The organism is Pseudomonas sp. AN3A02 (assembly GCF_011765255.1).
GTDB lineage: Bacteria > Pseudomonadota > Gammaproteobacteria > Pseudomonadales > Pseudomonadaceae > Aquipseudomonas.
Genome location: NZ_JAARNI010000001.1, coordinates 1 through 23,126 on the forward strand (window position 1 = coordinate 1; position 23,126 = coordinate 23,126).

The 23,126-nt window shown below is 60.8% G+C and carries 22 protein-coding genes and 4 tRNA genes; 10 read left to right on the forward strand and 16 right to left on the reverse strand.

Annotated elements, in window-relative coordinates:
• The 10 genes from HBJ59_RS00005 to gltX all read right to left on the reverse strand — a co-directional run.
• On the reverse strand, positions 1-894 hold an 894-nt coding region (locus HBJ59_RS00005), incomplete at its 3' end, for a hypothetical protein (protein WP_167662431.1).
• Positions 895-1,459: 565 nt separating this feature from the next.
• Positions 1,460-2,437 carry a tRNA-dihydrouridine synthase gene (locus HBJ59_RS00010; RefSeq protein ID WP_167662432.1) on the reverse strand — a complete coding sequence of 326 codons (978 nt, stop codon included), beginning with the start codon at positions 2,435-2,437 and terminating at the stop codon, positions 1,460-1,462.
• A gap of 40 nt (positions 2,438-2,477) precedes the next feature.
• The gene (locus tag HBJ59_RS00015) at positions 2,478-2,927 is read right to left on the reverse strand and encodes a thioesterase family protein (protein ID WP_167662433.1); all 450 of its coding nucleotides are present in this window, start codon (positions 2,925-2,927) and stop codon (positions 2,478-2,480) included.
• 50 nt (positions 2,928-2,977) lie between these two features.
• Positions 2,978-3,811, reverse strand: a complete 834-nt coding sequence (locus HBJ59_RS00020) for an alpha/beta hydrolase (protein ID WP_167662434.1) — start codon at positions 3,809-3,811, stop codon at positions 2,978-2,980.
• Positions 3,812-3,839: 28 nt separating this feature from the next.
• A complete protein-coding gene (locus tag HBJ59_RS00025) occupies positions 3,840-4,379 on the reverse strand; it encodes a TetR/AcrR family transcriptional regulator (protein WP_076016082.1) in 540 nt (179 codons plus the stop codon).
• Positions 4,380-4,561: 182 nt separating this feature from the next.
• A tRNA-Glu gene (locus HBJ59_RS00030) sits at positions 4,562-4,637 on the reverse strand.
• An 80-nt stretch (positions 4,638-4,717) separates the two neighbouring features.
• A tRNA-Ala gene (locus tag HBJ59_RS00035) sits at positions 4,718-4,793 on the reverse strand.
• Positions 4,794-4,843: 50 nt separating this feature from the next.
• Positions 4,844-4,919: transfer RNA gene (locus HBJ59_RS00040), tRNA-Glu, on the reverse strand.
• 80 nt (positions 4,920-4,999) lie between these two features.
• Positions 5,000-5,075: transfer RNA gene (locus tag HBJ59_RS00045), tRNA-Ala, on the reverse strand.
• Between the two features lie 147 nt (positions 5,076-5,222).
• Positions 5,223-6,704 carry a glutamate--tRNA ligase gene (gene gltX / locus HBJ59_RS00050; protein ID WP_167662435.1) on the reverse strand — a complete coding sequence of 494 codons (1,482 nt, stop codon included), beginning with the start codon at positions 6,702-6,704 and terminating at the stop codon, positions 5,223-5,225.
• A 196-nt stretch (positions 6,705-6,900) separates the two neighbouring features.
• On the opposite strand from gltX, the gene HBJ59_RS00055 reads away from it, so the two are divergent.
• Entirely contained in the window at positions 6,901-7,947 is a 1,047-nt protein-coding gene (locus tag HBJ59_RS00055) for an HlyD family secretion protein (RefSeq protein WP_167662436.1), read from the forward strand.
• Positions 7,937-9,487: an MDR family MFS transporter gene (locus tag HBJ59_RS00060; protein ID WP_167662437.1), complete on the forward strand. Its 1,551-nt coding sequence runs from the start codon at positions 7,937-7,939 to the stop codon at positions 9,485-9,487. Before HBJ59_RS00055 ends, HBJ59_RS00060 begins: the two co-directional genes overlap by 11 nt.
• Positions 9,488-9,611: 124 nt before the next feature.
• Here the strand turns inward: HBJ59_RS00060 and uvrB are convergent, their stop codons facing one another.
• Entirely contained in the window at positions 9,612-11,627 is a 2,016-nt protein-coding gene (uvrB, locus tag HBJ59_RS00065; RefSeq protein ID WP_076016086.1) for an excinuclease ABC subunit UvrB, read from the reverse strand.
• A 343-nt stretch (positions 11,628-11,970) separates the two neighbouring features.
• Between uvrB and HBJ59_RS00070 the strand changes: the two genes are divergently transcribed.
• Complete coding sequence (locus HBJ59_RS00070) at positions 11,971-13,167, forward strand: amino acid aminotransferase (RefSeq protein ID WP_167662438.1); 1,197 nt, start codon at positions 11,971-11,973, stop codon at positions 13,165-13,167.
• 307 nt (positions 13,168-13,474) lie between these two features.
• Positions 13,475-13,684, forward strand: coding sequence for a hypothetical protein (locus HBJ59_RS00075; RefSeq protein WP_167662439.1), 210 nt, complete (start codon positions 13,475-13,477; stop codon positions 13,682-13,684).
• Between the two features lie 526 nt (positions 13,685-14,210).
• Here the strand turns inward: HBJ59_RS00075 and HBJ59_RS00080 are convergent.
• Positions 14,211-15,086 (reverse strand): LysR family transcriptional regulator, encoded by an 876-nt coding sequence (locus tag HBJ59_RS00080; RefSeq protein ID WP_076016088.1) that lies wholly within the window; start codon positions 15,084-15,086, stop codon positions 14,211-14,213.
• Positions 15,087-15,190: 104 nt separating this feature from the next.
• Here HBJ59_RS00080 and HBJ59_RS00085 point away from each other — a divergent pair, with 104 nt between their 5' ends.
• Entirely contained in the window at positions 15,191-16,582 is a 1,392-nt protein-coding gene (locus tag HBJ59_RS00085) for an aldehyde dehydrogenase family protein (protein ID WP_167662440.1), read from the forward strand.
• Between the two features lie 34 nt (positions 16,583-16,616).
• On the opposite strand, the gene HBJ59_RS00090 is transcribed toward HBJ59_RS00085, so the two are convergent.
• On the reverse strand, positions 16,617-17,255 hold the full coding sequence (locus HBJ59_RS00090; protein WP_167662441.1) for a TetR family transcriptional regulator: 639 nt from the start codon (positions 17,253-17,255) through the stop codon (positions 16,617-16,619).
• A 129-nt stretch (positions 17,256-17,384) separates the two neighbouring features.
• Here HBJ59_RS00090 and HBJ59_RS00095 point away from each other — a divergent pair, with 129 nt between their 5' ends.
• The 4 genes from HBJ59_RS00095 (at position 17,385) to HBJ59_RS00110 (ending at position 20,470) form a co-directional block, all read left to right on the forward strand.
• Positions 17,385-18,041, forward strand: a complete 657-nt coding sequence (locus tag HBJ59_RS00095; protein ID WP_167662442.1) for an O-methyltransferase — start codon at positions 17,385-17,387, stop codon at positions 18,039-18,041.
• A gap of 98 nt (positions 18,042-18,139) precedes the next feature.
• On the forward strand, positions 18,140-19,351 hold the full coding sequence (locus HBJ59_RS00100; RefSeq protein WP_167662443.1) for a YeeE/YedE family protein: 1,212 nt from the start codon (positions 18,140-18,142) through the stop codon (positions 19,349-19,351).
• 154 nt (positions 19,352-19,505) lie between these two features.
• The gene (locus tag HBJ59_RS00105) at positions 19,506-20,159 is read left to right on the forward strand and encodes a hypothetical protein (protein WP_167662444.1); all 654 of its coding nucleotides are present in this window, start codon (positions 19,506-19,508) and stop codon (positions 20,157-20,159) included.
• Positions 20,132-20,470 carry a hypothetical protein gene (locus HBJ59_RS00110; protein ID WP_167662445.1) on the forward strand — a complete coding sequence of 113 codons (339 nt, stop codon included), beginning with the start codon at positions 20,132-20,134 and terminating at the stop codon, positions 20,468-20,470. Before HBJ59_RS00105 ends, HBJ59_RS00110 begins: the two co-directional genes overlap by 28 nt.
• Positions 20,471-20,587: 117 nt before the next feature.
• On the opposite strand, the gene HBJ59_RS00115 is transcribed toward HBJ59_RS00110, so the two are convergent.
• Positions 20,588-20,935, reverse strand: a complete 348-nt coding sequence (locus HBJ59_RS00115) for a cytochrome c (protein ID WP_218585703.1) — start codon at positions 20,933-20,935, stop codon at positions 20,588-20,590.
• A 144-nt stretch (positions 20,936-21,079) separates the two neighbouring features.
• Here HBJ59_RS00115 and HBJ59_RS00120 point away from each other — a divergent pair, with 144 nt between their 5' ends.
• Positions 21,080-21,616 (forward strand): hypothetical protein, encoded by a 537-nt coding sequence (locus HBJ59_RS00120; protein WP_167662446.1) that lies wholly within the window; start codon positions 21,080-21,082, stop codon positions 21,614-21,616.
• Here HBJ59_RS00120 and HBJ59_RS00125 read toward each other — a convergent pair.
• Together HBJ59_RS00125 and HBJ59_RS00130 are read right to left on the reverse strand one after the other, a co-directional pair.
• Positions 21,613-22,506: an alpha/beta hydrolase fold domain-containing protein gene (locus HBJ59_RS00125; protein ID WP_167663406.1), complete on the reverse strand. Its 894-nt coding sequence runs from the start codon at positions 22,504-22,506 to the stop codon at positions 21,613-21,615. The two genes, HBJ59_RS00120 and HBJ59_RS00125, sit on opposite strands and share 4 nt — an antisense overlap.
• Before the next feature lie 146 nt (positions 22,507-22,652).
• Positions 22,653-23,093 (reverse strand): TspO/MBR family protein, encoded by a 441-nt coding sequence (locus HBJ59_RS00130; protein ID WP_167663407.1) that lies wholly within the window; start codon positions 23,091-23,093, stop codon positions 22,653-22,655.
• Between the last annotated feature and the right edge of the window lie 33 nt (positions 23,094-23,126).

Genomic DNA, 23,126 nt, shown 5'->3' on the forward strand with positions numbered 1-23,126 from the left:
CACCGCTGGATTGCTGTCCGCCTGAACCTTGGGCGCAAGGTCCTGAACCGCTGGTTTCACATCCGGCTTGATGTTGGTTGCCGGGGTCGGCACCGCTGGACTGCTGTCCGCCTGAACCTTGGGCGCAAGGTCCTGAACCGCTGGTTTCACATCCGGCTTGATGTTGGTTGCCGGGGTCGGCACTGCTGGACTGCTGTCCGCCTGAACCTTGGGCGCAAGGTCCTGAACCGCTGGTTTCACATCCGGCTTGATGTTGGTTGCCGGGGTCGGCACCGCTGGACTGCTGTCCGCCTGAACCTTGGGCGCAAGGTCCTGAACCGCTGGTTTCACATCCGGCTTGATGTTGGTTGCCGGGGTCGGCACTGCTGGACTGCTGTCCGCCTGAACCTTGGGCGCAAGGTCCTGAACCGCTGGTTTCACATCCGGCTTGACGCTGGTTGCCGGGGTCGGCACCGCTGGATTGCTGTCCGCCTGAACCTTGGGCGCAAGGTCCTGAACCGCTGGTTTCACATCCGGCTTGATGTTGGTTGCCGGGGTCAGCACTGCTGGATTGCTGTCAGCCTTGACCTTAGCCAACGCATCGCCGCTCTGCTCGGATTTATTGGACTGCGGTGCTGCATCGGGCATCGGCCTGGGCAGGCCTCCCTGGCCCGACAGCATGTTGCGTATCGCCTTGAACGCAAACTCAAACATCTCGAACAACTTTTCAAGCGCGTCCTTGTTAAAGGTCACGGTGCCGTCTTTTGCAACAGCCGTACCGTTCTTCAGCAAGTTACTGACCGTACTTGCAGGGGAATCGCTGGCAGTATTAGGCACCGGCTTGGACGTATCCGTCACCTGCGAGTGAAGATCATTATTCAAGCGCGGAAAGTTATTAACTGACAAATTGGACATTGATAAATCCTTATTAAGCGATACCCCAAACACCGTTACTGGCCTGGGGATCAATTGATCTGATGTTGAACTGAAAACAAACACGAGCAATGCACACTCCCTACTTTCGTGGGGGTTGCAGCCATCGAGTTCCGATAATCAGCCCTCACATAAGGACATCAAAATTAAAACCGGGACGTTATCCTATGGACATTCCAGAAAATGTCGTGTTCTTACTCGACTTCCGCCCCCAGAACCCGATACATTGAGCAATACTCAGCGCCATCGGCAAATCGATGAAATCAGTCACTCATACAATCAAACCAGACTTATGTTATCGGGCGCGCCCACATACCCAACTAACCAATCCAATAAAATACATCAGCCCCAACAGTAAAAACATGTAGCAAATACGCACCACCTAACACATATCAAGCAAATATAAGGCGGATAAAAAACAACAACACAAGATTAAAAACCTGCCGCGCGCCCGCGTACTCCGGCGATGAGACACTTTATCGCAAGCACAAAAAAGGGCGCCAACGGCGCCCTCTCATGCAAGCTTGAAATGCTTATATATATGAACTCAATCTTTCAGTGCCAACGCCTGCGCGCCAGCATCCGGTATTCCCAGTAATCGTCCGACCTGCTCCAGGTCCGTTTCCCGGCGCATCGCCGTGAACAACTCCACCGCCTCGGGGTAGTTGCGGGTCAGCATCGCCAACCATTGCTTCAAACGGCCAGGCGCCTGGCGCTCGGTCAGTTGCTCCACCGATTGCCTCCAGAACTCATGAAGCATCGGCTGCATCTGCGCCCAGGTCATCTCCACGACTTCTTCGCCAGCACGTGCGGCAGCAATCTGCCGGGCCAGGTCGGGACGGGCCACCAGGCCGCGGCCGAGCATGATGTCTTCCACGCCGCTGATTTCCCGGCAACGTCGCCAGTCTTCAACGCTCCAGATATCACCGTTGGCGAACACCGGCACCTTCACCACCTCCTGCACACGCGGGATCCACTCCCAATGCGCGGGCGGCTTGTAGCCGTCAACCTTGGTGCGTGCGTGCACCACGATATGCGCCGCGCCGCCTTCGGCCAGGGCCGTGGCGCACACCAGGGCACCGTCCGGGCTGTCGAAGCCCAAGCGCATCTTGGCAGTGACCGGAATATGCGCCGGCACCGCACGCCGTACGTGCTCGACGATCTGGTTGAGCAGTTCCGGCTCCTTGAGCAGCACCGCCCCACCCCGTGACTTGTTGACGGTCTTGGCCGGGCAACCGAAGTTCAGGTCAACCACCTGGGAGCCCAACTCACACGCCAGGGCCGCGTTTTCCGCCAGGCACACCGGGTCTGAACCGAGTAACTGCACGCGCAGAGGCACGCCGGCAGCGGTCTTGGCACCGTGCAGCAACTCAGGGGCGAGTTTGTGGAAGTAGGCAGGCGTCAGCAGGCGGTCGTTGACCCGGATGAACTCGGTCACGCACCAATCAATACCGCCGACCCGGGTCAGCACGTCCCGCAGGATGTTGTCGACCAACCCCTCCATGGGCGCCAAAGCAATTTGCATGGAAAACACTCAACGAAAAACGTGGCGCAGTTTACGGGTTTCAGGCGCCGGAGGGTAATTCGCCTTGCAGCGCAGGGCCGTAACCGTCAAGAAATTCCGCCGGCATGCGCTTGGGCTTGCCGCTGGACAGTTCGATGCAGACAAAGGTGGTTTGCGCCCGCAGCAAGGTGGCGCCGTCACGGGGGCGTACCAGTTGGAAGCGTCGGGTCATTTTCAGGCGCTGGTCCCAGTCGACGATCCAGGTCGCCAACTGCAGCTCGTCGCCTTCGTAGCCGGCGGCGAGGTAATCGATCTCATGGCGCACGACGGCCATGGCGCGGTCCAGCCGGCGGTACTCGGTGAGGTCCAGCCCCAAGCGCTGGGAATGGCGCCAGGCACAACGCTCCAGCCAGGACACGTACACCGCGTTGTTGGCGTGCCCCAGGCCGTCGATGTCTTCGGCACCGACCTGAAGATCGATGATAAACGGCGTTGCCAAATCCCAGCCCATGCGGTGCTCCCGGTCGATTAATGTCGGCGGTGAGCAGTGTAACCCATGGCTCAGGCGGTTTGGCGCTCTGGCACGTGGCGGCCGGCCAGCAGCGCCAGGACGCCTTCGATCACGCGCGGATCTGCCAGCACCTTCTGGTGCCCGCCCTGCTCCAGGCGCAGCAGGCGGCTGTCGAACCAGGCGTCGTGGATCACCTGGCAGGCTTTGACCGAGACGAAGGTGTCGTCTTCGGCATGCACGATCAGGCCCGGGATATTCATTTGATAATGAGCCACGTCGAGGTGCCTGAGAGGCATTCCCATGGTCAGCTCCACCTCCTGGATAAACGCCGAACGCGCACGGGCCGGTAAACCAACCATGCCGGCAAAACCACGCAGCACGTCGAGAAACCGCGAGGGTGCGGCGATGCTCACCAATGCCTCAGTGCGCAAACCCAACTGCACCGCGAGCATCGCGCTGGCGCCGCCCATGGAGTGACCGACGACGGCATGCAGCGGCGGCAGCTCGGCAGCGGCTTCCAGCATGGCGCGAGCGAACAGCAGCACGTGGGCTTCGCGCCCCGGCGAACGGCCATGAGCCGGACCATCCAGCGCAACCACCGAATAGCCCGCCGCAACCAATGCCGTGATCAAGCTGGCGAACTGCGTCGGGCGCCCTTCCCAGCCATGCATCAACAGCACCGCAGGGCCTTGGCCCCACTTCAGCGCCGACAGGCCGAAACGCAAGGTGATGCGCTCGGACTGCGCCAGCAACGGCAACTCCCAGTCACGGGGCGGCAGATCGCGAGGCGTCATAAACACCCGACGCATCTTGCTGGCAACGGTGTGCGGCGCCAGCCGGCCCAAGGTGCCATTGACGCCACGAATCCATTTCAACGTGCCCATCGCTCATTCCTCAGGCCAGAAGCCGTTTTTAACGCACCGCGGACTTGGCCGCACGCAACACACGGTCTGACAACTCACCTGGGCCCAGGGCGCGGGCCAGCGACAGGCCGCCGATCATCAGTGCCATGTCGGCCAGGGCCTTGTCGGTTTCTTCGGGGCTGGCGGCCAGCTGTGCGGCCATCAGCTCACAATGCTCGTTCAAGGCCTGGCGGAATTCGTCCGGCAGGCGGCTCATCTCGCCCACGGTGGCCGGGATCGGGCACGCTTGGGCGGTGGAGTCACGGTGCTTGCGCGACAGGTAGAACGCTGCCACCAGGGCGCGGCGCTCTTCACCGGTCAAGGTCGAATCCATGTCATCGATGGATGCACGACGCCGGGCCAACAACGCGGTGAAGGCCTCCAGCATCAACGCATCCTTGCTTTCAAAGTGCGCGTAGAAACCACCGACGGTGAGCCCCGCCGCGCCCATCACTTCGCCCACACTCGGCTCGGCCGGGCCACGCTGCACCAGGGCGGCGCCGGCAGCTTGCAGAATACGTTCGCGGGTTTGCGCTTTTTTATCGTTCATCGTTGCCTCCGAATCTCATGCATCGAATATTATTACCATAATAATATTTCGCAAGCCACCGGCATGACCATTGGTCAGAAGAACATTCAGGGAGAGGAAGGAGGATTGGCCAAACGCCAGACAAACAAAAGGGCCATTCAATAATTGAATGACCCTTAAAAATCCCGCAGAGCGGGTAATCGTGGCGTCCCCTAGGGGACTCGAACCCCTGTTACCGCCGTGAAAGGGCGGTGTCCTAGGCCACTAGACGAAGGGGACACAAACCTTCTATACAACTGATCAGCGCTGAGACCTGATCGAATTCAAGGCCGGTGTGGCCAGACCTTGAACCTGTAAATTGGTGGAGCTAAACGGGATCGAACCGTTGACCTCTTGCATGCCATGCAAGCGCTCTCCCAGCTGAGCTATAGCCCCGGATTTTTCGCCTCGCGGCGCAGCAGACCTTTCGAACTGCTTGTTGAAACTGGCGTCCCCTAGGGGACTCGAACCCCTGTTACCGCCGTGAAAGGGCGGTGTCCTAGGCCACTAGACGAAGGGGACACAAACCTTCTATACAACTGATCAGAGCTGAGACCTGATCGGATTCAAGGACGGTGTGGCCAAACCTTGAACCTGTAAATTGGTGGAGCTAAACGGGATCGAACCGTTGACCTCTTGCATGCCATGCAAGCGCTCTCCCAGCTGAGCTATAGCCCCTCGTCGGTGAGGACGGGGCGAATCTTAATGGCGTATTCGAAACGTGTCAAATTTATTTTCAACAATTTTCAAAATTTTTTGCCGAGATAACAATCACTTACCGAGCAAACCCCGGAAAACCGGGGTTTGACCGTTACAACAGCTTACTTAAGCGATAGCGCCCAGCAGCTTTTCCCATTCCTTGTTTTCTTTCTTCGACACACCACCAAGCAAATCAAGGGCTTGGCGCAGACGGAAACGGGTCAGGTCCGGGCCCAGAATTTCCATCGCATCGAGGACCGACACCGAACTGGCCTGCCCGGTGATCGCGGCAAACATCAGCGGCATCGCATCGCGCAGTTTCAATTCCAGGGATTCAACCACCGCCTGGATAGTCGCGGTGATTGCATCCTTCTCCCACTGGCGCAGGCTTTCGAGCTTCCACAGGATCAACTGCATCAACTGGCGAACCTGGTCACCCGAGAGTTTCTTCGACTCAAACAGCTTCACGTCCGGGTTCACGCCACCGGCAAAGAAGAAGCTCGCCAACGGTGCAACCTGGCTGAACGTCTCCACCCTGCCCTGCACCAACGGCGCGATCTTCATCATGTACTCGGGATTCAACGCCCACTGCTGCACGCGGCTGGCGAACTCTTCCACCGGCAGGTCACGCAGCCACTGGCCGTTGAGCCACGACAGTTTCTCGATGTCGAAGATCGGCCCGCCCAGGGACACACGGGACAAGTCGAAGTTATCGACCATTTCCTGCAACGAGAACTTCTCGCGCTCGTCCGGCATCGACCAGCCCATGCGGCCCAAATAGTTGAGCATCGCCTCAGGCATAAAGCCCATGCGCTCGTAGAAGGTCACCGAGGTCGGGTTCTTGCGCTTGGACAGCTTGCTCTTGTCCGGGTTACGCAGCAGCGGCATGTAGCACAGCTGCGGTTGTTCCCAGCCGAAGTACTCGTAGAGCAGGATCAGTTTCGGCGCCGATGGCAGCCACTCTTCGCCACGCAGCACGTGGGTGATGCCCATCAAGTGGTCATCGACCACGTTGGCCAGGAAGTACGTCGGCAGGCCGTCGGTCTTCATCAGCACTTGCATGTCCATGCGGTCCCACGGGATCTCGACGTCACCGCGCAGCATGTCCGGCACCACACACACGCCTTCGCTCGGCACCTTCATGCGGATAACGTGCGGCTCGCCGGCGGCCAGGCGCTGGGCCACTTCTTCTTTCGACAGCAGCAGTGCGCGGCCGTCATAGCGCGGGGTTTCGCCACGGGCCTGTTGCTCGGCGCGCATCTGGTCCAGCTCTTCGGCGGTGCAGAAGCACGGGAAAGCGTGGCCCATGTCGACCAACTGCTGGGTGTATTTTTTGTAGATGTCGCTGCGCTCGCTCTGGCGATACGGGCCGTGTGGTCCGCCGACATCCGGGCCTTCAGCCCAGGTAATGCCCAACCAGCGCAGGGCATCGAAAATCTGCTGTTCCGACTCACGGGTGGAACGCAGTTGATCGGTGTCTTCGATCCGCAGGATGAATTCACCGCCGTGCTGCTTGGCAAAGCAGTAGTTGAACAAGGCGATGTAAGCAGTACCTACGTGGGGATCCCCAGTAGGCGATGGCGCGATGCGCGTGCGGACGGTGGTCATGGCGGGTCTCGAATTGGCGATAAAACTGAAAATGAAACAAGGGGCGAATGGTAACAGCCCCAAGCCCTTGGGCTCCAGCGTGGGGAGGCGAACAAAGGGCATATGAGACAAGCTCCGGTCTCAAGACTCGACATGGCTATTTGCCAGACGGTTCGCTGGCTATATTCCATTACCTTTTGTTACCGACATGATCGCCATGCCCGCCCCGCTCAAACGCCGCCTGTTTATCTTCCTGTTTATCGTGGTCCTGATTGCCGCGGGTTTTTTCGCCCAGTGGTTTTTCAAGGGCCGCTTTTATGAAAGCACCGACAACGCCTACGTCCAGGGCGAGATCACCCGCGTCTCCAGCCAGCTTGGCGCGCGCATCGTCGAGGTGCTGGTGGGCGACAACGAACACGTGGAAAAAGGCCAACTGCTGGTCAAGCTCGAAGGCGACGACTTCCACCTCGCCGTCGACCGCGCCAACGCCGCCCTGGCCATGCGCGAAGCCGAGCGCGTGCAGGCCCAGAGCAAACTCACCCAGCAAGCCAGCCTGATCGCCGCTGGCGCAGCCAAGGTTTCTTCCAGCCAGGCCACCCTCGGCCGCTCGCAGATCGACCTGAACCGCGCACAAACCCTGCGCAAGCCCGGTTATGTCTCCGAAGAACGCGTCACCACCCTCGACGCCGACAACCATATCGCCCGCTCCCAGGTGACCATGGCCCAGGCCGACCTGCAGGGCCAGCGCCAACAGGTCAACGCCCTGAACGCCGAGATCAAGCGCCTCGACGCGATGATCGCCAACGCCAAGACCGACCTGGCCCAGGCCGAACTGAACCTGACCCGCAGCGAAATCCACGCGCCCATCAGTGGCCTGATCGGCCAGCGTGCTGCGCGCAACGGCCAATATGTGCAAGCCGGCGCCTACCTGCTGTCGATCGTCCCGGACCGGGACATCTGGGTGCAGGCCAACTTCAAGGAAACCCAGATTGGCCACATGCAGCCCGGGCAAAAGGCCGAGCTGACGTTCGACGCCTACAGCGATACCCCAATCGAAGGCCGCGTCGCCAACCTGTTCGGCGCCTCCGGCGCGCAGTTCAGCCTGCTGCCGCCGGACAACGCCACCGGCAACTTCACCAAAGTCGTACAACGGATTCCGGTCAAACTGACCTTCGCCGCCGACAACCCGCTGCAGGGCAAAATCCGCCCGGGCATGTCGGTGACGGTCAAAGTGAATATCAAAGACCCGCAAGATGGCCGGTGATCAACTGCTGGCCCCGATCGGAGAACCGACCCGGCGCGACTGGATCGCGGTCATGAGCGTGATGCTCGGCGCCTTCATGGCAGTGCTCGACATCCAGATCACCAACTCGTCCCTCAAGGACATTCAGGGCGCACTGTCGGCCACCCTTGAAGAAGGCTCGTGGATTTCCACCTCCTACCTTGTGGCCGAAATCATCATGATCCCCCTCACCGCCTGGCTGGTGCAGCTGTTGTCGGCGCGCCGCCTGGCGGTGTGGGTGTCCGGCGGGTTCCTGATCGCCTCGCTGATGTGTTCCATGGCCTGGAGCCTGGAAAGCATGATCGTGTTCCGCGCCTTTCAGGGGTTTACCGGCGGCGCGCTGATCCCGCTGGCGTTCACCCTCACCCTGATCAAGTTGCCCGAGCATCACCGCGCCAAAGGCATGGCGATGTTCGCCATGACCGCCACCTTCGCCCCATCCATCGGGCCGACCATCGGCGGCTGGCTGACCGAGAACTGGGGCTGGGAATACATTTTCTACATCAACATCCCGCCGGGCCTGGTCATGATCGCCGGGCTGCTGTACGGCCTGGAGAAAAAGGACTCCAACTGGGACCTGCTCAAAAGCACCGACTACCTCGGCATCGTCACCATGGCCGTGGGCCTTGGGTGTTTGCAGGTGTTTCTTGAGGAAGGCCATCGCAAGGACTGGCTGGAATCGAGCCTGATTGTCAGCCTGGGCACCGTCGCCCTGCTGAGCCTGATCACCTTTGTGATCGTGCAGATGTCCAAGCCCAACCCGCTGATCAACCTGCGCATCCTCGGCAACCGCAATTTCGGGCTGTCGAGCATCTCCAGCCTGGGGATGGGCGTGGGATTGTACGGCTCGATCTATCTATTGCCGCTGTACCTGGCGCAGATCCAGAACTACAACGCCCTGCAAATCGGCGAAGTGATCATGTGGATGGGCGTTCCGCAGCTGTTCCTGATTCCGCTGGTGCCCAAGCTGATGAAATACGTGTCGCCCAAGTGGCTGTGCACGCTGGGATTCGGGCTGTTTGGGTTGGCGAGCTTTTCATCGGGAGTGCTGAACCCGGACTTCGCCGGCGACCAGTTCAACCGAATCCAGATCATCCGCGCGCTGGGGCAGCCGCTGATCATGGTGACGATTTCGTTGATTGCCACGGCGTACATCATGCCGAAGGACGCGGGGTCGGCGTCGAGCCTGTTCAATATTTTGCGAAACCTGGGTGGGGCGATCGGGATTGCGCTGCTGGCGACGCTGCTGGATGCGCGCACCAAGACCTACTTTGATTACCTGCGTGAGGCGATCGTGCCGACCAATCCGCAGGTGGCGGAGCGGATGGCCAGGCTGACGGAGACGTTTGGCAGTGAGACGGCGGCGTTGGGCAAGTTGAGTGAGATTGCCCATCAGCAAGCGCAGATCATGGCCTACAACGATGCGTTTCACTTTGTGGGGTTGGCGTTGGGGATCAGTATGGTGGCGATCTTGTTGACCAAGGCGTTGCCGGCGGGGCTTAAGGCTGGGGAAGCCCACTGAAATAACCTGTGGCGAGGGAGCTTGCTCCCGCTGGGCTGCGAAGCGGCCCCAAAATCCTGGGAGCGCTTCGCACTGGAGCGCCAGCCCGGTCCAGCGGGAGCAAGCTCCCTCGCCACAACGATCATCACACTGCCAGCAACCGCTCCCGCAACTTACCAATCTCATCGCGCATCTGCGCCGCCGCTTCAAACTCCAGATCCCGCGCCAACTGGTACATCTTCTCTTCCAGCTGACGAATACGCTTGGTGATCTCGCTCGGCGAACGCAATTCTGCTTCGTACTTGGCATTCTCCTCCGCAGCCTTGGCCATGCCCTTGCGCTTCTTGCTGCGCGAGCCCGGCACGGTCGCACCTTCCATGATGTCGGCCACATCCTTGAACACGCCCTTCGGCGTGATGCCATGCTCCAGGTTGTAGGCAATCTGCTTGTCGCGACGCCGCTCGGTCTCGCCAATCGCGCGCTCCATGGAGCCGGTAATCCGGTCCGCATACAGAATCGCCCGGCCATTCAGGTTCCGCGCCGCTCGGCCAATCGTTTGAATCAACGAACGCTCGGACCGCAGGAAGCCTTCCTTGTCAGCATCCAGAATCGCCACCAGGGACACTTCCGGCATGTCCAGACCTTCACGCAGCAGGTTGATCCCCACCAGCACATCGAACGCACCCAGGCGCAGGTCGCGGATGATTTCCACGCGCTCAACGGTGTCGATGTCCGAGTGCAAATAACGCACGCGCACGCCGTGGTCGGCCAGGTAATCGGTCAAGTCTTCGGACATACGCTTGGTCAGCGTAGTGACCAGCACCCGCTCTTCCAGCGCCACGCGTTTGCCGATCTCCGACAGCAGGTCGTCGACCTGAGTCAGCGCCGGGCGGATTTCGATTTGCGGGTCCACCAGGCCGGTTGGGCGCACCAGTTGCTCAACCACACGCCCCGCATGTTCGGCCTCGTAGTTACCCGGCGTGGCCGAGACAAAAATCGTCTGCGGGCTGATGCCTTCGAACTCGTCGAAACGCATTGGCCGGTTATCCAGCGCCGACGGCAGGCGGAAGCCGTATTCCACCAAGGTTTCTTTACGCGAACGGTCACCTTTGTACATCGCGCCCACCTGCGGCACGCTGACGTGGGACTCGTCGATCACCAGCAAGGCGTCGTCCGGCAAGTAATCAAACAGGGTTGGCGGCGCCTGCCCGGATTCGCGGCCCGAAAGGTAGCGCGAGTAGTTTTCGATGCCGTTGCAGTAACCCAGTTCGAGGATCATCTCCAGGTCGAAGCGGGTGCGCTGTTCCAGGCGCTGGGCTTCCACCAGCTTGTTGTTGGAACGCAGGTATTCCAGGCGCTCCACCAGTTCGCCCTTGATGCCCTCAATGGCGCCCATCAGGGTTTCCCGCGGGGTCACGTAGTGGCTTTTCGGGTAGAAGGTGAAGCGCGGCAGCTTGCGGATCACCTCGCCGGTCAACGGGTCGAAGGCCGACAGGCTCTCGACTTCATCGTCGAACAGCTCGATGCGGATCGCTTCCAGGTCGGATTCCGCCGGGTAGATGTCAATCACATCGCCACGCACGCGGAAGCTCGCCCGGGCGAAGTCCATGTCGTTGCGGGTGTATTGCAGGCTCGTCAGGCGCCGCAGCAGTTCGCGCTGGTCGAGTTTGTCGCCGCGGTCGACGTGCAGCACCATCTTCAAATAGGTTTCCGGGCTGCCCAGGCCGTAGATGCACGACACCGTGGTGACGATGATCGCGTCCTTGCGCTCCAGCAGCGCCTTGGTCGCCGACAGTCGCATCTGCTCGATATGGTCGTTGATCGAAGCGTCTTTCTCGATAAAGGTGTCGGACGACGGCACATACGCTTCCGGCTGGTAGTAGTCGTAGTAGGAAACGAAGTACTCCACCGCGTTGTTCGGGAAGAACGCCTTGAACTCGCCATACAACTGCGCGGCCAGGGTCTTGTTCGGCGCCAGCACCAGGGTCGGGCGGTTCACCTGGGCGATCACGTTGGCGATGCTGAAGGTCTTGCCGGAGCCGGTCACCCCGAGCAAGGTCTGGTGTGCCAGGCCGGCTTCGATGCCTTCGACCATCAGACGGATGGCTTCCGGTTGATCGCCGGCAGGCTCGAAGCGGGTGACTAGCTGGAAATCCGACATAACGTACCTCTTGAGTCACCCCGGGGCCGGAAAAAGCAGCGGGGACGAAAAAGACCGCGACCCGCGACTGTTCGGCGCAGGTTGCAGGAAAAAACCATGATAGCTGTAGAAGTGGAGGCGAATGTGACGGGTTTCAAGGCAATCGTCCTACACGCCATTGCCGGTCAACGTTGCAATAAGACTAACGGTCGATAAATAAACCGAAAAACTTGGCCGAAAAGCCGTTTCGGCTGTCGCCGTGAGCAGTGATGGCCTCTATACTAGCTCCCCGTTTGTGCACCGCTCTAGTGCATTCGGCTGGAGCGCGACACGTCCCTCCACTCTCTATAGAGCTGCCGCAAAAATGAGCCTGTTCTCCGCTGTCGAAATGGCACCACGCGATCCAATCCTGGGCCTCAACGAAGCATTCAACGCCGATACCCGAACCACCAAGGTGAACCTTGGCGTGGGCGTTTACTGCAACGAGGAGGGGAAGATTCCACTCTTGCGTGCCGTTGCCGAAGCGGAAGCCATTCGAGTGGCGCAACACGCCGCCCGTGGCTACTTGCCGATCGACGGCATTGTCGCCTACGACCAGGCCGTGCAAAAGCTGCTGGTTGGCGCTGAATCACCACTGATCAGCTCCGGCCGCGTGATCACCGCCCAAGCGGTCGGCGGCACCGGCGCCCTGAAAATCGGCGCAGACTTCCTCAAGCAACTGCTGCCCAACGCCGTCGTCGCCATCAGCGACCCGAGCTGGGAAAACCACCAGGCGCTGTTCGAAAAAGCCGGCTTCCCGGTACAGACCTATCGCTACTACGACGCCGCCACCCACGACGTTAACCGCGCCGGCCTGCTGGAAGACCTCAACGCCCTGCCGCCCCAGTCCATCGTCGTGCTGCACGCCTGCTGCCACAACCCGACCGGCGTCGACCTGAGCCCGGCCGACTGGCAACAAGTGCTGGACGTGGTCAAGGCGAAAAACCTCGTACCGTTCCTCGACATGGCCTACCAGGGCTTTGGCGACGGCATCGACGAAGACGCCGCTGCGGTGCGCCTGTTCGCCGAGTCGGGCTTGACCTTCTTTGTGTCCAGCTCGTTCTCCAAGTCGTTCTCGCTGTACGGCGAGCGCGTGGGCGCCCTGTCCATCGTTACCGACTCCAAGGAAGAAAGCGCGCGCATCCTGTCCCAGGTCAAGCGTGTGATCCGCACCAACTACTCCAACCCGCCGACCCACGGCGCGGCAATCGTTGCAGCGGTGCTGAACGACCCTGAGCTGCGCGCCCAGTGGGAAGCCGAACTGGCCGAAATGCGCCTGCGCATTCGCGGCATGCGCGAGCAGATGGTGGCCGACCTGGCCAAGGCGGCTCCGGGCCACGACTTCAGCTTCGTCGGTCGCCAGCGCGGGATGTTCTCCTACTCCGGCCTGAGCGTTGAGCAAGTGACGCGCCTGCGCAACGAGTTTGGCATCTACGCGCTGGATACCGGCCGCATCTGTGTGGCGGCGTTGAACCAGAAGAACATTGATGCAGTGACCAAGGCCATCGTTCAGGTGCTGTAAGCCTGTTGTGATGCGAAAAAGGGGAAGCCGATGGCTTCCCCTTTTTCATTCTGCGCGCGCGCTCAACGTGGCGAGGGAGCTTGCTCCCGCTGGGCTGCGCAGCGGCCCTAAAACCTGCCACCGTGAACTTTCTGAATGAATGCGGTGCCTGAATGGGGGCCGCTTCGCGCCCCAGCGGGAGCAAGCTCCCTCGCCACAGGGTGAGCAGATTGCTTCAATAGATGAGTGCATGGCCCCTAAAAGTTCGCTGCTTTCAGTCCGCTACCCCTAGACTGACAGCAAGACAGTCCCTTCCCTTGAGTAGCCTATGAGAAACGACGACCTGGACCTGCGTGCCGACCGCGACGAACTGGACCACTTCACCCCGCGCCCCCCCCCCGTCAAGCGCCAGAAAAGCCTGGTACTGCAAGTCGCCCTCGGCGTATTCCTCGGCGGTTTGGCCCTGTGGCTGGTGCAACTGGGCGCCGGCGCGCTGATGGCCAAACTGGCCATGGGCACCCTGCAGTTCGGCGGCTGACAAAGCCTAAAATGTGGGAGCCGTCGAGCTTTAGCGAGGCCGCGATAGCGGTGGGTCAGGCACCATCAATATCGACTGTGCCGACGTCATCGCAGCCTCGCTAAAGCTCGACAGCTCCCACAGGGGACCTGTGTGACTGATGCAACTGGGTACCGGCGCCCTGATCGCTAAATTGGCCATGGGGCACCCTACAATTTGGCGGCCGACCAAGGCCAAATGTGGGAGCCGTCGAGCTTCAGCGAGGCCGCGATAGCGGTGGGTCAGGCACCATCAATATCGCCTGTGCCGACCTCATCGCAGCCTCGCTAAAGCTCGACAGCTCCCACAGAAAACCTGTGTGACTGATGCAACCGGGCGCTGGCGCCCTGATCGCCAAACTGGCCATGGGCACCCTGCAATTTGGCGGCTGACCAAGACCAAATGTGGGAGCCGTCGAGCTTTAGCGAGGCCGCGATTGCGGTGGGTCAGGCACCATCAATATCAACTGTGCCGACCTCATCGCAGCCTCGCTAAAGCTCGACAGCTGCTACGGCGTCAGGGCCAGGCCGCGCTCTTCCAGCAACCGCACAAAACTGTTCAAACTCTGCGACACCGTGCCCCGGCGCCAGATCAGCCAGGTATTCAAAATCCGGAACGTATCAGCCAACGGCCACACACTCACCGTCTTAAACCCCGGCATGCTCTCCAGCATGCTCCGCGGCATCAACGCCAACCCCGCGCCAGCGCTCACGCACGCCAGCATTCCGTGATAAGACTCCATCTCGAAGATCTTCCCCGGCACCGCGCCATCCTGTGAAAACCAGCGCTCAAAGTGGTGCCGGTACGAACAGTTCGAGCGAAACGTGTAGATGCTCTCCCCGCTCACATCCTGCCCCCGGGTGATCGGCGCGTGGTGCAGCGGCGCAATCACCACCATTTCCTCCTCAAACACCGCCACGCCTTCCAGCGTCGCGTGCAGCACCGGCCCATCGACAAACGCCGCCGCCAGCCGCCCCGACAACACGCCCTCGATCATCGTCCCGGACGGCCCGGTGGTCAGGTCCAGCTCAACCTTGGCGTGCTTCTGGTTATACGCCGCCAGCAATGCCGGGATGCGCACCGCCGCCGTGCTCTCCAGCGAACCCAGGGCAAACGCACCCTGAGGCTCCTCCCCCGCCACCGTCGCCCGGGCTTCCTGCACCAGGTCGAGAATCCGCCGCGCATACCCGAGGAAATTCCACCCGGCTGGCGACAACCGCAATCGGCTCTTCTCGCGAATAAACAAATCCACGCCCAGGTCCTGCTCCAACTGCTTGATCCGCGTGGTCAGGTTCGACGGCACCCGATGGATCAACTGCGCGGCGGCGCTGATGCTGCCTTGCTCGGCAACGGCTTTGAAAATTTCCAACTGGACCAGATCCAAGTCATTCTCCAAACGTGAACGTATTGCTTAATATTATTCAGTTTCCGAAAAAGATACAGCCCCGTACGCTGGCCTCCATCCCATTCACTGCGCAGGACGGTGCCATGAACTCCATTTCCTCCCAGACCCACGCCTTGTCGATCAACCCCGCCAACGGTGAAACGGTCGCCAGCTACCCGTACGAAACCGAGGCGCAGTTGGACGCCGCGCTCACCCGCTCGATCAACGCCTTCCGCAACGGCCGCACTACCCCCGTCGCCCAGCGCGCCGAATTGCTGCTGGCCCTGGCCAGCACCCTACGGGACCAGGCCGAAGAAATGGCCCAGATGATCACCCTGGAAATGGGCAAACCCATTGCCCAGGCCCGTGGCGAAATCGAGAAATGTGCACAACTGGCCGAGTGGTACGCCGCCCACGGCCCGGCCATGCTCGCCCCGGAAGCCACCCTGGTGGACAACGGCACCGCCCAGATCGAATACCGCCCGCTGGGCCCGATCCTCGCCGTGATGCCGTGGAACTTCCCGGTGTGGCAAGTGCTGCGCGGCGCGGTGCCGACCATGCTCAGCGGCAACACCTACGTGCTCAAACACGCGCCTAACGTGATGGGCAGCGCCTACCTGATGAAACAAGCCTTCCAGCGCGCCGGTTTCGCCGATGGCCTGTTCGAAGTGATCAACGTCACCCAGGACGGCGTGTCCAAGGCTATCGCCGACCCACGCATCGCCGCCGTCACCCTCACCGGCAGCGTGCGCGCCGGCATGGCCATCGGCTCACAGGCCGGTGCCGCGCTGAAGAAATGCGTACTGGAGCTGGGCGGCTCCGACCCATTCATCGTGCTCAACGACGCCAACCTCGACGAAGCCGTGCAAGCCGCGCTGATCGGCCGCTTCCAGAACTCCGGCCAGGTGTGCGCCGCCGCCAAGCGCCTGATCATCGAAGAAGGTGTAGTTGAAGCCTTCACCGCCAAATTCCTCGAAGCCAGCCGCAACCTGGTGACGGGCGACCCGACCGCCAGCGAAACCTACATCGGCCCGATGGCCCGCTTCGACCTGCGGGACGAACTCGACGGCCAGGTCCAGGCCACCCTGGCCGAAGGCGCCACCTTGCTGCTGGGCGGCCATAAAGTCGAAGGCGCAGGCAACTTCTACGCACCCACCGTACTGGCCAACGTCACCGACCAGATGACCTCGTTCAAACAGGAACTGTTCGGGCCGGTCGCCTCCATCATCACCGCCCGGGATGCCGACCACGCCGTTGCCCTGGCCAACGACAGTGAATTCGGCCTGACCGCCAGCGTGTTCACCACCGACCCGGAAAAGGCACGCCACATCGCCAACCAGCTGGAAACCGGCGGGATCTTCATCAACGCCTACAGCGTGTCCGACCCTCGAGTCTCGTTTGGGGGTGTGAAGAAGAGTGGATTCGGGCGGGAGTTGTCGCACTTCGGTGTGCGAGAATTCTGCAATGCGCAGACCGTGTGGCTGAACCGCCGTTAAGGTAACCGCTTCAAACGATGGCCCGCTGTGCGGGTCATCGTGCTGCCTGGTTAAGCACCGTCACATACGCACCGAACATATCCGCCATCGCGTCCGCGTAGGCAGTAATTTGCGCCTCGGTGCGCGGGCTTCCCGAGAATTCCTTGCCCACCGAACTGAAGGTGGTGACGATCAAGTCGCACGCCAGGTCGCGGGTTGCCTCAGGCACCTGCGGCAGCAGTTCCAGCATGAACGTCTGGAAGATCCGTTGCCCTCCCGCCCGAACCTCATGGGCTTCGGGCGCATCTCGATAAAGCGGTGCCGCGTCGCTCAAGGCGACCCGCATCTGCGCCTCCTCACACTCCGAACGAATAAACGCATGCACCAGCGTGCGCAGCCGCTCAAGAGGCGGTTGGCTCACGTCCTCCAGAATCCGGCTGAGCATTTGCGAGGTTTGCTGCCATTCATCGGTCTGCAACCTGAACAGGATCGCCGCCTTGTTAGGGAAGTATTGATACACCGAGCCCACGCTCACGCCCGCCTTCTCCGCAACCCGGGCGGTGGTGAAACGGCTGGCGCCTTCCTTGGCCAAAACCTGAATAGCCGCTTCCAGAATGGCCGACACCAACTCGGTGGATCGCGCCTGTTTGGGCTCTTTGCGTGAGGAAATCTGCGAGGTCTGGCGATCGGTCATGGGGCGTGCCTGCGGCGGTTCGAATGCGAATAGCGAATGTGACGAATTGTTCGCATACTTTAAATGCGACGAATCATTCGCATACTAGCCCGGTGCCTCACGGCGCTCAACCTGCAACAGGACCTCCCCATGAATACGCTTACCTCAGCCCCGATGGCGGCTCTGATTGAACGGCTGTACACACAGGCCAATGCCGCCACCAGCCCCGTCCTCAACACCGTGACGCCTGAAGAACGTGATCGCTTGATGCGCAGCAAAACCGACTACCTGGAACTCTACGGGATGCTGAAAGACCTGTGGCTGCCCGTCTCCCGCGACACCGGCACCCTGCTCTACATGCTGGCCCGCAGCACCAAAGCCCGGGCCATTGTCGAGTTCGGCACCTCGTTCGGCTTGTCCACCCTGCACCTGGCGGCCGCCCTGCGGGACAACGGCGGCGGCGCGCTGATCAGCAGCGAGTTCGAGCCCACGAAGATCGCCCTCGCGCGGCAACATCTGGAGCAAGGCGGCGTGAGCGACCTCGTGGAGATCCGCCAAGGTGATGCCCTGGTCACTCTGGCCACCGGCCTGCCCGACAGCGTCGACCTGCTGCTGCTCGACGGCGCCAAAGCCTTGTATGGCGATGTACTGAACCTGGTGGAAAGCCGCCTCAAGCCCGGCGCGTTGATCATCGCCGACAACACCAACTACTGCCCCGACTACCTGGCCCGGGTGCGCTCTCCGGCAAATGGCTACCTGTCGGTGCCGATCGGCGATGACGTCGAGCTGTCAGTTCGCCTCGGCTAATGCCCCTCATTGGAGGATTCGAGACGCCAGTGGAAGGGTGCGAGGTTTATACTCGGCACCCTCGCCTTTAACCCACAGCCTACGAACCGAGATACCCGATGAGCCTTTCTCTCTCTACAACCCCTGCGCGCAAGCCGCTCGCGCCCCTGCTGGCGTTTGTCATCCTGCTGTTTGGCGCCATCTTCCTGCAAAACAGCGTCGGCTCGCGCCAAGTGCTGTTGCTGGTGGTCGGCGCCGCACTTGGCTTGACGCTGTACCACGCCGCTTTCGGCTTCACCTCGGCCTGGCGAGTGTTCATCACCGACCGGCGCGGCGCGGGCTTGCGTGCGCAGATGGTGATGCTGGCGATTGCCGTGGTGCTGTTCTTCCCCGCGCTGGGAGCCGGCACCTTGTTCGGCCAACCCGTGGTCGGGCTGGTGGCGCCGGCCGGGGTGTCGGTGGTGTTCGGGGCATTTATCTTCGGCATCGGCATGCAACTGGGCGGCGGCTGTGCGTCCGGCACCCTGTTCACCGTGGGCGGCGGTAACGCGCGCATGCTGGTGACCTTGTTCTTCTTTATCTGCGGTTCGTTGATCGCGACTCACCACGTCGACTGGTGGTTTGCCCTTCCTTCGTTCCCGGCGGTTTCCATCGTCAAAAGCTTCGGCGTCGTGCCTGCGTTGCTGCTGAGCCTAGCGGTGTTCGGGATCATCGCAGCAGTCACCGTGCGCCTGGAAAAAGGCCGTCACGGGCAACTCGAAGCCGGCGTCACCAGCGAACACCAAGGCCTGCGCCGCTTCCTGCGCGGGCCATGGCCATTGGTGTGGGGCGCAATTGGCTTGGCCCTGCTCAACTACGCCACCCTGGCACTGGCCGGGCGGCCGTGGGGCATCACTTCGGCGTTCGCGCTGTGGGGCGCCAAGGTCGCCAGCGGGTTGGGCGTGGACGTGGGCAGCTGGGTGTTCTGGCAAATGCCGGGCAATGCCAAAGCCCTGGCAGCGCCGGTGTGGGAAGACATTACCAGCGTGATGGACATCGGCATCATCCTTGGTGCGCTGTTGGCTGCGGGCCTGGCCGGACGTTTTGCCCCAAGCCTGAAGATTCCGGCGCGCTCGCTGTTCGCCGCGGTGATCGGTGGGTTGCTGCTGGGTTACGGTTCGCGCCTGGCGTACGGCTGTAATATCGGCGCGTACTTCAGCGGGATTGCGTCGGGCAGCCTGCATGGCTGGGTGTGGTTGGTGGCGGCGTTTATCGGCAACAGCGTGGGCGTGCGGTTGCGGCCGTTCTTTTTTGCAGGTGAGCGTCCGCAAGTAGCGTTGAGCGGTTGCTAATTGATCGTTCCCACGCTCCGCGTGGGAATGCCGCCGGGGACGCTCTGCGTCCCGCACTGGGTGACGCGGAGCGTCACGGTATGCATTCCTTTGCTGCGCGTGGGAACGATCACATAACCGCAGCCGATTACTAGGAGAACAAGGAGTCAGGACGATGATTTTGGTAGTTGAGGGCATCAGCGCCTGCGGGAAAACCACCTGGAGCGCAAAGCACGGCGGGCGGCATGTCGTCGCTGAAAACGGACGTTTCGAGGGCGAACCGGATCGCCTCCAGGACCCGCTCGGCGCGGCAGCTTTCTGGGCAGAGCGAAACGTAGATCGTTGGCAGGCAGCACTCGCCATGGAAGAAACGTCTTCGTGGGCGCTGTGCGACAGCGACCCACTCAAGCTTCACTACATTTGGAGCTTGTGGCAGATCGGCGAGGCGAGCGAGCAGGACTGGCTATTGGATTTGGCGGCCACCAGAGAAACAATCGCACAAGAGCGAATCGGCTTTGCCGACGGCTACATCGTTGGCCGGATCGACCCAGCGCTGGCGCGGCAACGCGCTCAGGCAGATTCGACCCGCCGCCGGGGAAAGTTCGAGCTGCACGTGCGCCTGCAAACCGCCCTTTTGACCTGGTACGCAGCCCTCGATAAGGCACTGCCAGGCAGAGTGCGATTCGATTTTCCGGCAGGCATTCCAGCGGTTGAAAACCTCGATGGGCGCTATGCGTTGAGCGCCTTTGACCAGATGATCGCGTCGCTCCCGCGTCCATCCAACCAGAAGGAAACCGCCCAATGGAATTGGAACGTGCGCGGAAATTGATTCATGAAGGGATAGATCATGACTTCCCGGCTGACGGCCTCATCCTTGTGCTGGAAGCCGCTATTGAGCTGATTTCGCTTCCAGACAATGACTTCTGTTGGTCGAGGTGGGACGACGAAGCCCAGGCAAAAGGAGAGTTACTCGGCATGATCAACATGCTCAACGCAGGTGCGTTACCCGAAAAGATGAGTGTGAGTCTGCTGTTTGCGCCAACTGGGCCGCTGCAAGAAGTCAGCCTTAGCAGCGGCTGGGGGGAAGCTTTCCTCAGAGTGGCTTCGAGGTACGAAGAAGTTGAAGCGTTGCTGTGGTGATGCTGCTCGTTCCCACGCTCCGCGTGGGAATGCCGCCGGGGACGCTCTGCGTCCCGCTGTTGGTGACGCGGAGCGTCACGGTATGCATTCCCACGCATGGCGTGGGAACGAGCAGCATCATCGGCTTTTTGAAATCACACCACTCATGTACTGATTCAAGTCGCGGAAGTCCTGAACTTTCCAGGTGAACGGCGACAGCTTTACACCGTTCTCCCGCAACGTTCTTGGAATCAGGTCGCCATTTGGACGAAGAATGACGGACGACACGATAACGCCCGGATAATCATTCATGCGTTTCTTGAAAGCGGCTGTTGTAAGGTCAGGCGTAGGCGGATTGCTTTTGTTGGCCAAGGGCCCTGAGCCCTTGATATTGGCTCCATGGCACATGCCACATCGCTGCACGTAGATATTTTTGCCGTTCACATTTTCCGCGAAGGACAGTGATGTTTGAACGAGCGATAACATCCCCAACGAAGCGATGAATAGTATTTTTGTTTTCACTGTTCCCTGTGACCTTGTTATATAAACCGGATGATTTTCCTTCTGGCCGCACTTGCTTGCAAGGATCGCCAAGAGAAACCAATAAACACTCAGCAGGGAGCGAGTCGATTGAAAGCCTTTAGATTCCTGGCCCTTTTATCACTGCCACTGTTTTCCGGGTGCTCTACCCTGGACAGCCTCAAGTCATTCACCACTGCGTATCAAGAACCGCAAACCCCGACCACCAGCAGACTTCGAGTGATCACTGACCAGGTAGTCCGGTTGATACCCGATACCCGCTGCGTCAACTGGGATTTGCCGGGGGCCGGCGCGGTCAATTCAAGGAGCTCAGCCCCGCTGAATGATCAAACCCACAATGACAAACGCTTGGGAATTCCGGGTGGCGAGGCTTTAAAAAACAGCGCCGAAGTGTATGTCCAACCGGACACACCGCTGACGGTGGTGTACTCAGGCACTACCAGAAGGCATCAGTGCTTCTACAGCGTTTCCTTTGTGCCGGAAGCCGGTACCGACTATGAGGCAACCTCAGAGATGTGCACTGTCGCCATTTATAAGGTCGTCAAGAATGGAGCCACAGGCGAAGTCAGCCACAAGCAGGTTAAAAGCGACCAGGCAAAGGTGTGCCCCTCGGTGTCCCCCCTCTAAGCCTCGACTCGAGCCGTGATCCACTCGCGGCTGTAAGCCAGCACGCGGCCCGACATCGCCGTCGGAAAATGAATAAACCCATGAGCCGCCTGCGGTAACAAAAACACCTCAGACCCCGCCCACCGCTCAGCCATCTGCAGCGTGTCATCCAACAACGGGTCCAGATCCCCCACAAACATCAGCGCCGGCGGCAGCCCCGCAAGGTCGCCATACAACGGTGACAACGACGGCTGCCGACGCTGCTCATCACTCAGGCCCGGCGTCAGCAAGCGCAGCGCCTCCACCATGCCCGGCCCATCCAGCAACAGCGTTTCCCGCTTCGCCGTGCGCACGCTCGGTGTGCCGGTCAAATCGTAGACGCCGTAATACAGCACCGTCCCGCTCACCCGCGCCAGCAACTCGGGCCATTGCTTCAGCGCCAGCAACGTAGCCGCCGCCAGATGCCCTCCGGCAGACTCGCCGACGACGATCACCGGCAGGCCGGCAAACTCCTCACAGTCCGCGAGCAACCAGCACGCCGCAGCCAGGCAGTCTTCCAGAATCCCTTCCACCGGCGTGTTCACCGCCAGCCGGTAATCCACCGACACCACCGCCACGTCGCACGCGTTGACCATGGCCACGTTGAGGTCGTCATTCATCTGCGCATTGCCGATCACCCAGCCGCCGCCATGGATATCCAGCACCACGCCCTTGGCCTTGCCCTTCGGCCGGATGATGCGCAGCGGCACCGAGCCCACTCGCCGGCTTTCTGCCTGAAGGCCATGCTTGAGCAACTTGTTGCCGGCCACCATCTGGCCGGAGCGCAACAGCGCCTGGATCACCCGGGGCGTCACGCGGTTGCGGATGCGAAAGCGCGGCAACCAGGCGAGCCTTTGGTTAAAGCGCTGCATTTGCGCCAGTTCATGTTCTTCAGCAGGCCACAGCGTATGAGTTCCCAATCTGTATTTCCTCTATCTCTAAAAGAGGTGTTCACCTTGGTCAGTGTGCGTGGGCATCATGGCAATGATGTTTCCGCCCTCTCCCCACGTCGCCAGGCTCAGCGGTTATTGCGCAGGATGGAGAAATTCAACGCTGCCGCAACGCTTAGCCACACCAGGTACGGGAACAGGATCAGCCCGGTGATCAAATCCAGCCGCACCGTCAGCAACACCATTGCGGCGACCACCAGCCACAGCAGCGTGATGATCACCATCCCGGCGAAAATTCGGTGGGCGCCGAAGAACACCGGGGTCCACAAGGTGTTGAGGGCGATCTGCGCGGCCCATAGCGCCAGCACGATTTCGCTGCCGGGGATCAGGGTCAGGCGGTAGCCAGCCCAAGCCAGCAGCAGATAGATGATGGTCCAGGCGACCGGGAACAGCCAGTTGGGTGGCGTGAAGCTGGGTTTGACCAGGGAGGCATACCAGTCGCCCGGTTTGAAGATAATGCCGGTGCTCGCCGCAGCACCGCAGGCCAGAAGAAAAATAAACAACGTCAGCATAATCGGTCCTTAGCTGGGAGCAGCTGCCTG

Excerpts from the sequence above, each read along its gene's own strand:
- HBJ59_RS00115 (WP_218585703.1), bottom strand. The coding sequence starts at position 20,935 with ATGTTATCGCTCGTTCAAACATCACTGTCCTTCGCGGAAAATGTGAAC.
- HBJ59_RS00025 (WP_076016082.1), bottom strand. The coding sequence starts at position 4,379 with ATGAACGATAAAAAAGCGCAAACCCGCGAACGTATTCTGCAAGCTGCC.
- HBJ59_RS00090 (WP_167662441.1), bottom strand. The coding sequence starts at position 17,255 with ATGACCGATCGCCAGACCTCGCAGATTTCCTCACGCAAAGAGCCCAAA.
- HBJ59_RS00100 (WP_167662443.1), top strand. The coding sequence starts at position 18,140 with ATGAGCCTTTCTCTCTCTACAACCCCTGCGCGCAAGCCGCTCGCGCCC.
- HBJ59_RS00070 (WP_167662438.1), top strand. The coding sequence starts at position 11,971 with ATGAGCCTGTTCTCCGCTGTCGAAATGGCACCACGCGATCCAATCCTG.
- gltX (WP_167662435.1), bottom strand. The coding sequence starts at position 6,704 with ATGACCACCGTCCGCACGCGCATCGCGCCATCGCCTACTGGGGATCCC.
- HBJ59_RS00010 (WP_167662432.1), bottom strand. The coding sequence starts at position 2,437 with ATGCAAATTGCTTTGGCGCCCATGGAGGGGTTGGTCGACAACATCCTG.
- HBJ59_RS00015 (WP_167662433.1), bottom strand. The coding sequence starts at position 2,927 with ATGGGCTGGGATTTGGCAACGCCGTTTATCATCGATCTTCAGGTCGGT.
- HBJ59_RS00075 (WP_167662439.1), top strand. The coding sequence starts at position 13,475 with ATGAGAAACGACGACCTGGACCTGCGTGCCGACCGCGACGAACTGGAC.
- HBJ59_RS00125 (WP_167663406.1), bottom strand. The coding sequence starts at position 22,506 with ATGCAGCGCTTTAACCAAAGGCTCGCCTGGTTGCCGCGCTTTCGCATC.
- HBJ59_RS00110 (WP_167662445.1), top strand. The coding sequence starts at position 20,132 with ATGGAATTGGAACGTGCGCGGAAATTGATTCATGAAGGGATAGATCAT.
- uvrB (WP_076016086.1), bottom strand. The coding sequence starts at position 11,627 with ATGTCGGATTTCCAGCTAGTCACCCGCTTCGAGCCTGCCGGCGATCAA.
- HBJ59_RS00085 (WP_167662440.1), top strand. The coding sequence starts at position 15,191 with ATGAACTCCATTTCCTCCCAGACCCACGCCTTGTCGATCAACCCCGCC.
- HBJ59_RS00095 (WP_167662442.1), top strand. The coding sequence starts at position 17,385 with ATGAATACGCTTACCTCAGCCCCGATGGCGGCTCTGATTGAACGGCTG.
- HBJ59_RS00060 (WP_167662437.1), top strand. The coding sequence starts at position 7,937 with ATGGCCGGTGATCAACTGCTGGCCCCGATCGGAGAACCGACCCGGCGC.
- HBJ59_RS00055 (WP_167662436.1), top strand. The coding sequence starts at position 6,901 with ATGCCCGCCCCGCTCAAACGCCGCCTGTTTATCTTCCTGTTTATCGTG.
- HBJ59_RS00020 (WP_167662434.1), bottom strand. The coding sequence starts at position 3,811 with ATGGGCACGTTGAAATGGATTCGTGGCGTCAATGGCACCTTGGGCCGG.
- HBJ59_RS00105 (WP_167662444.1), top strand. The coding sequence starts at position 19,506 with ATGATTTTGGTAGTTGAGGGCATCAGCGCCTGCGGGAAAACCACCTGG.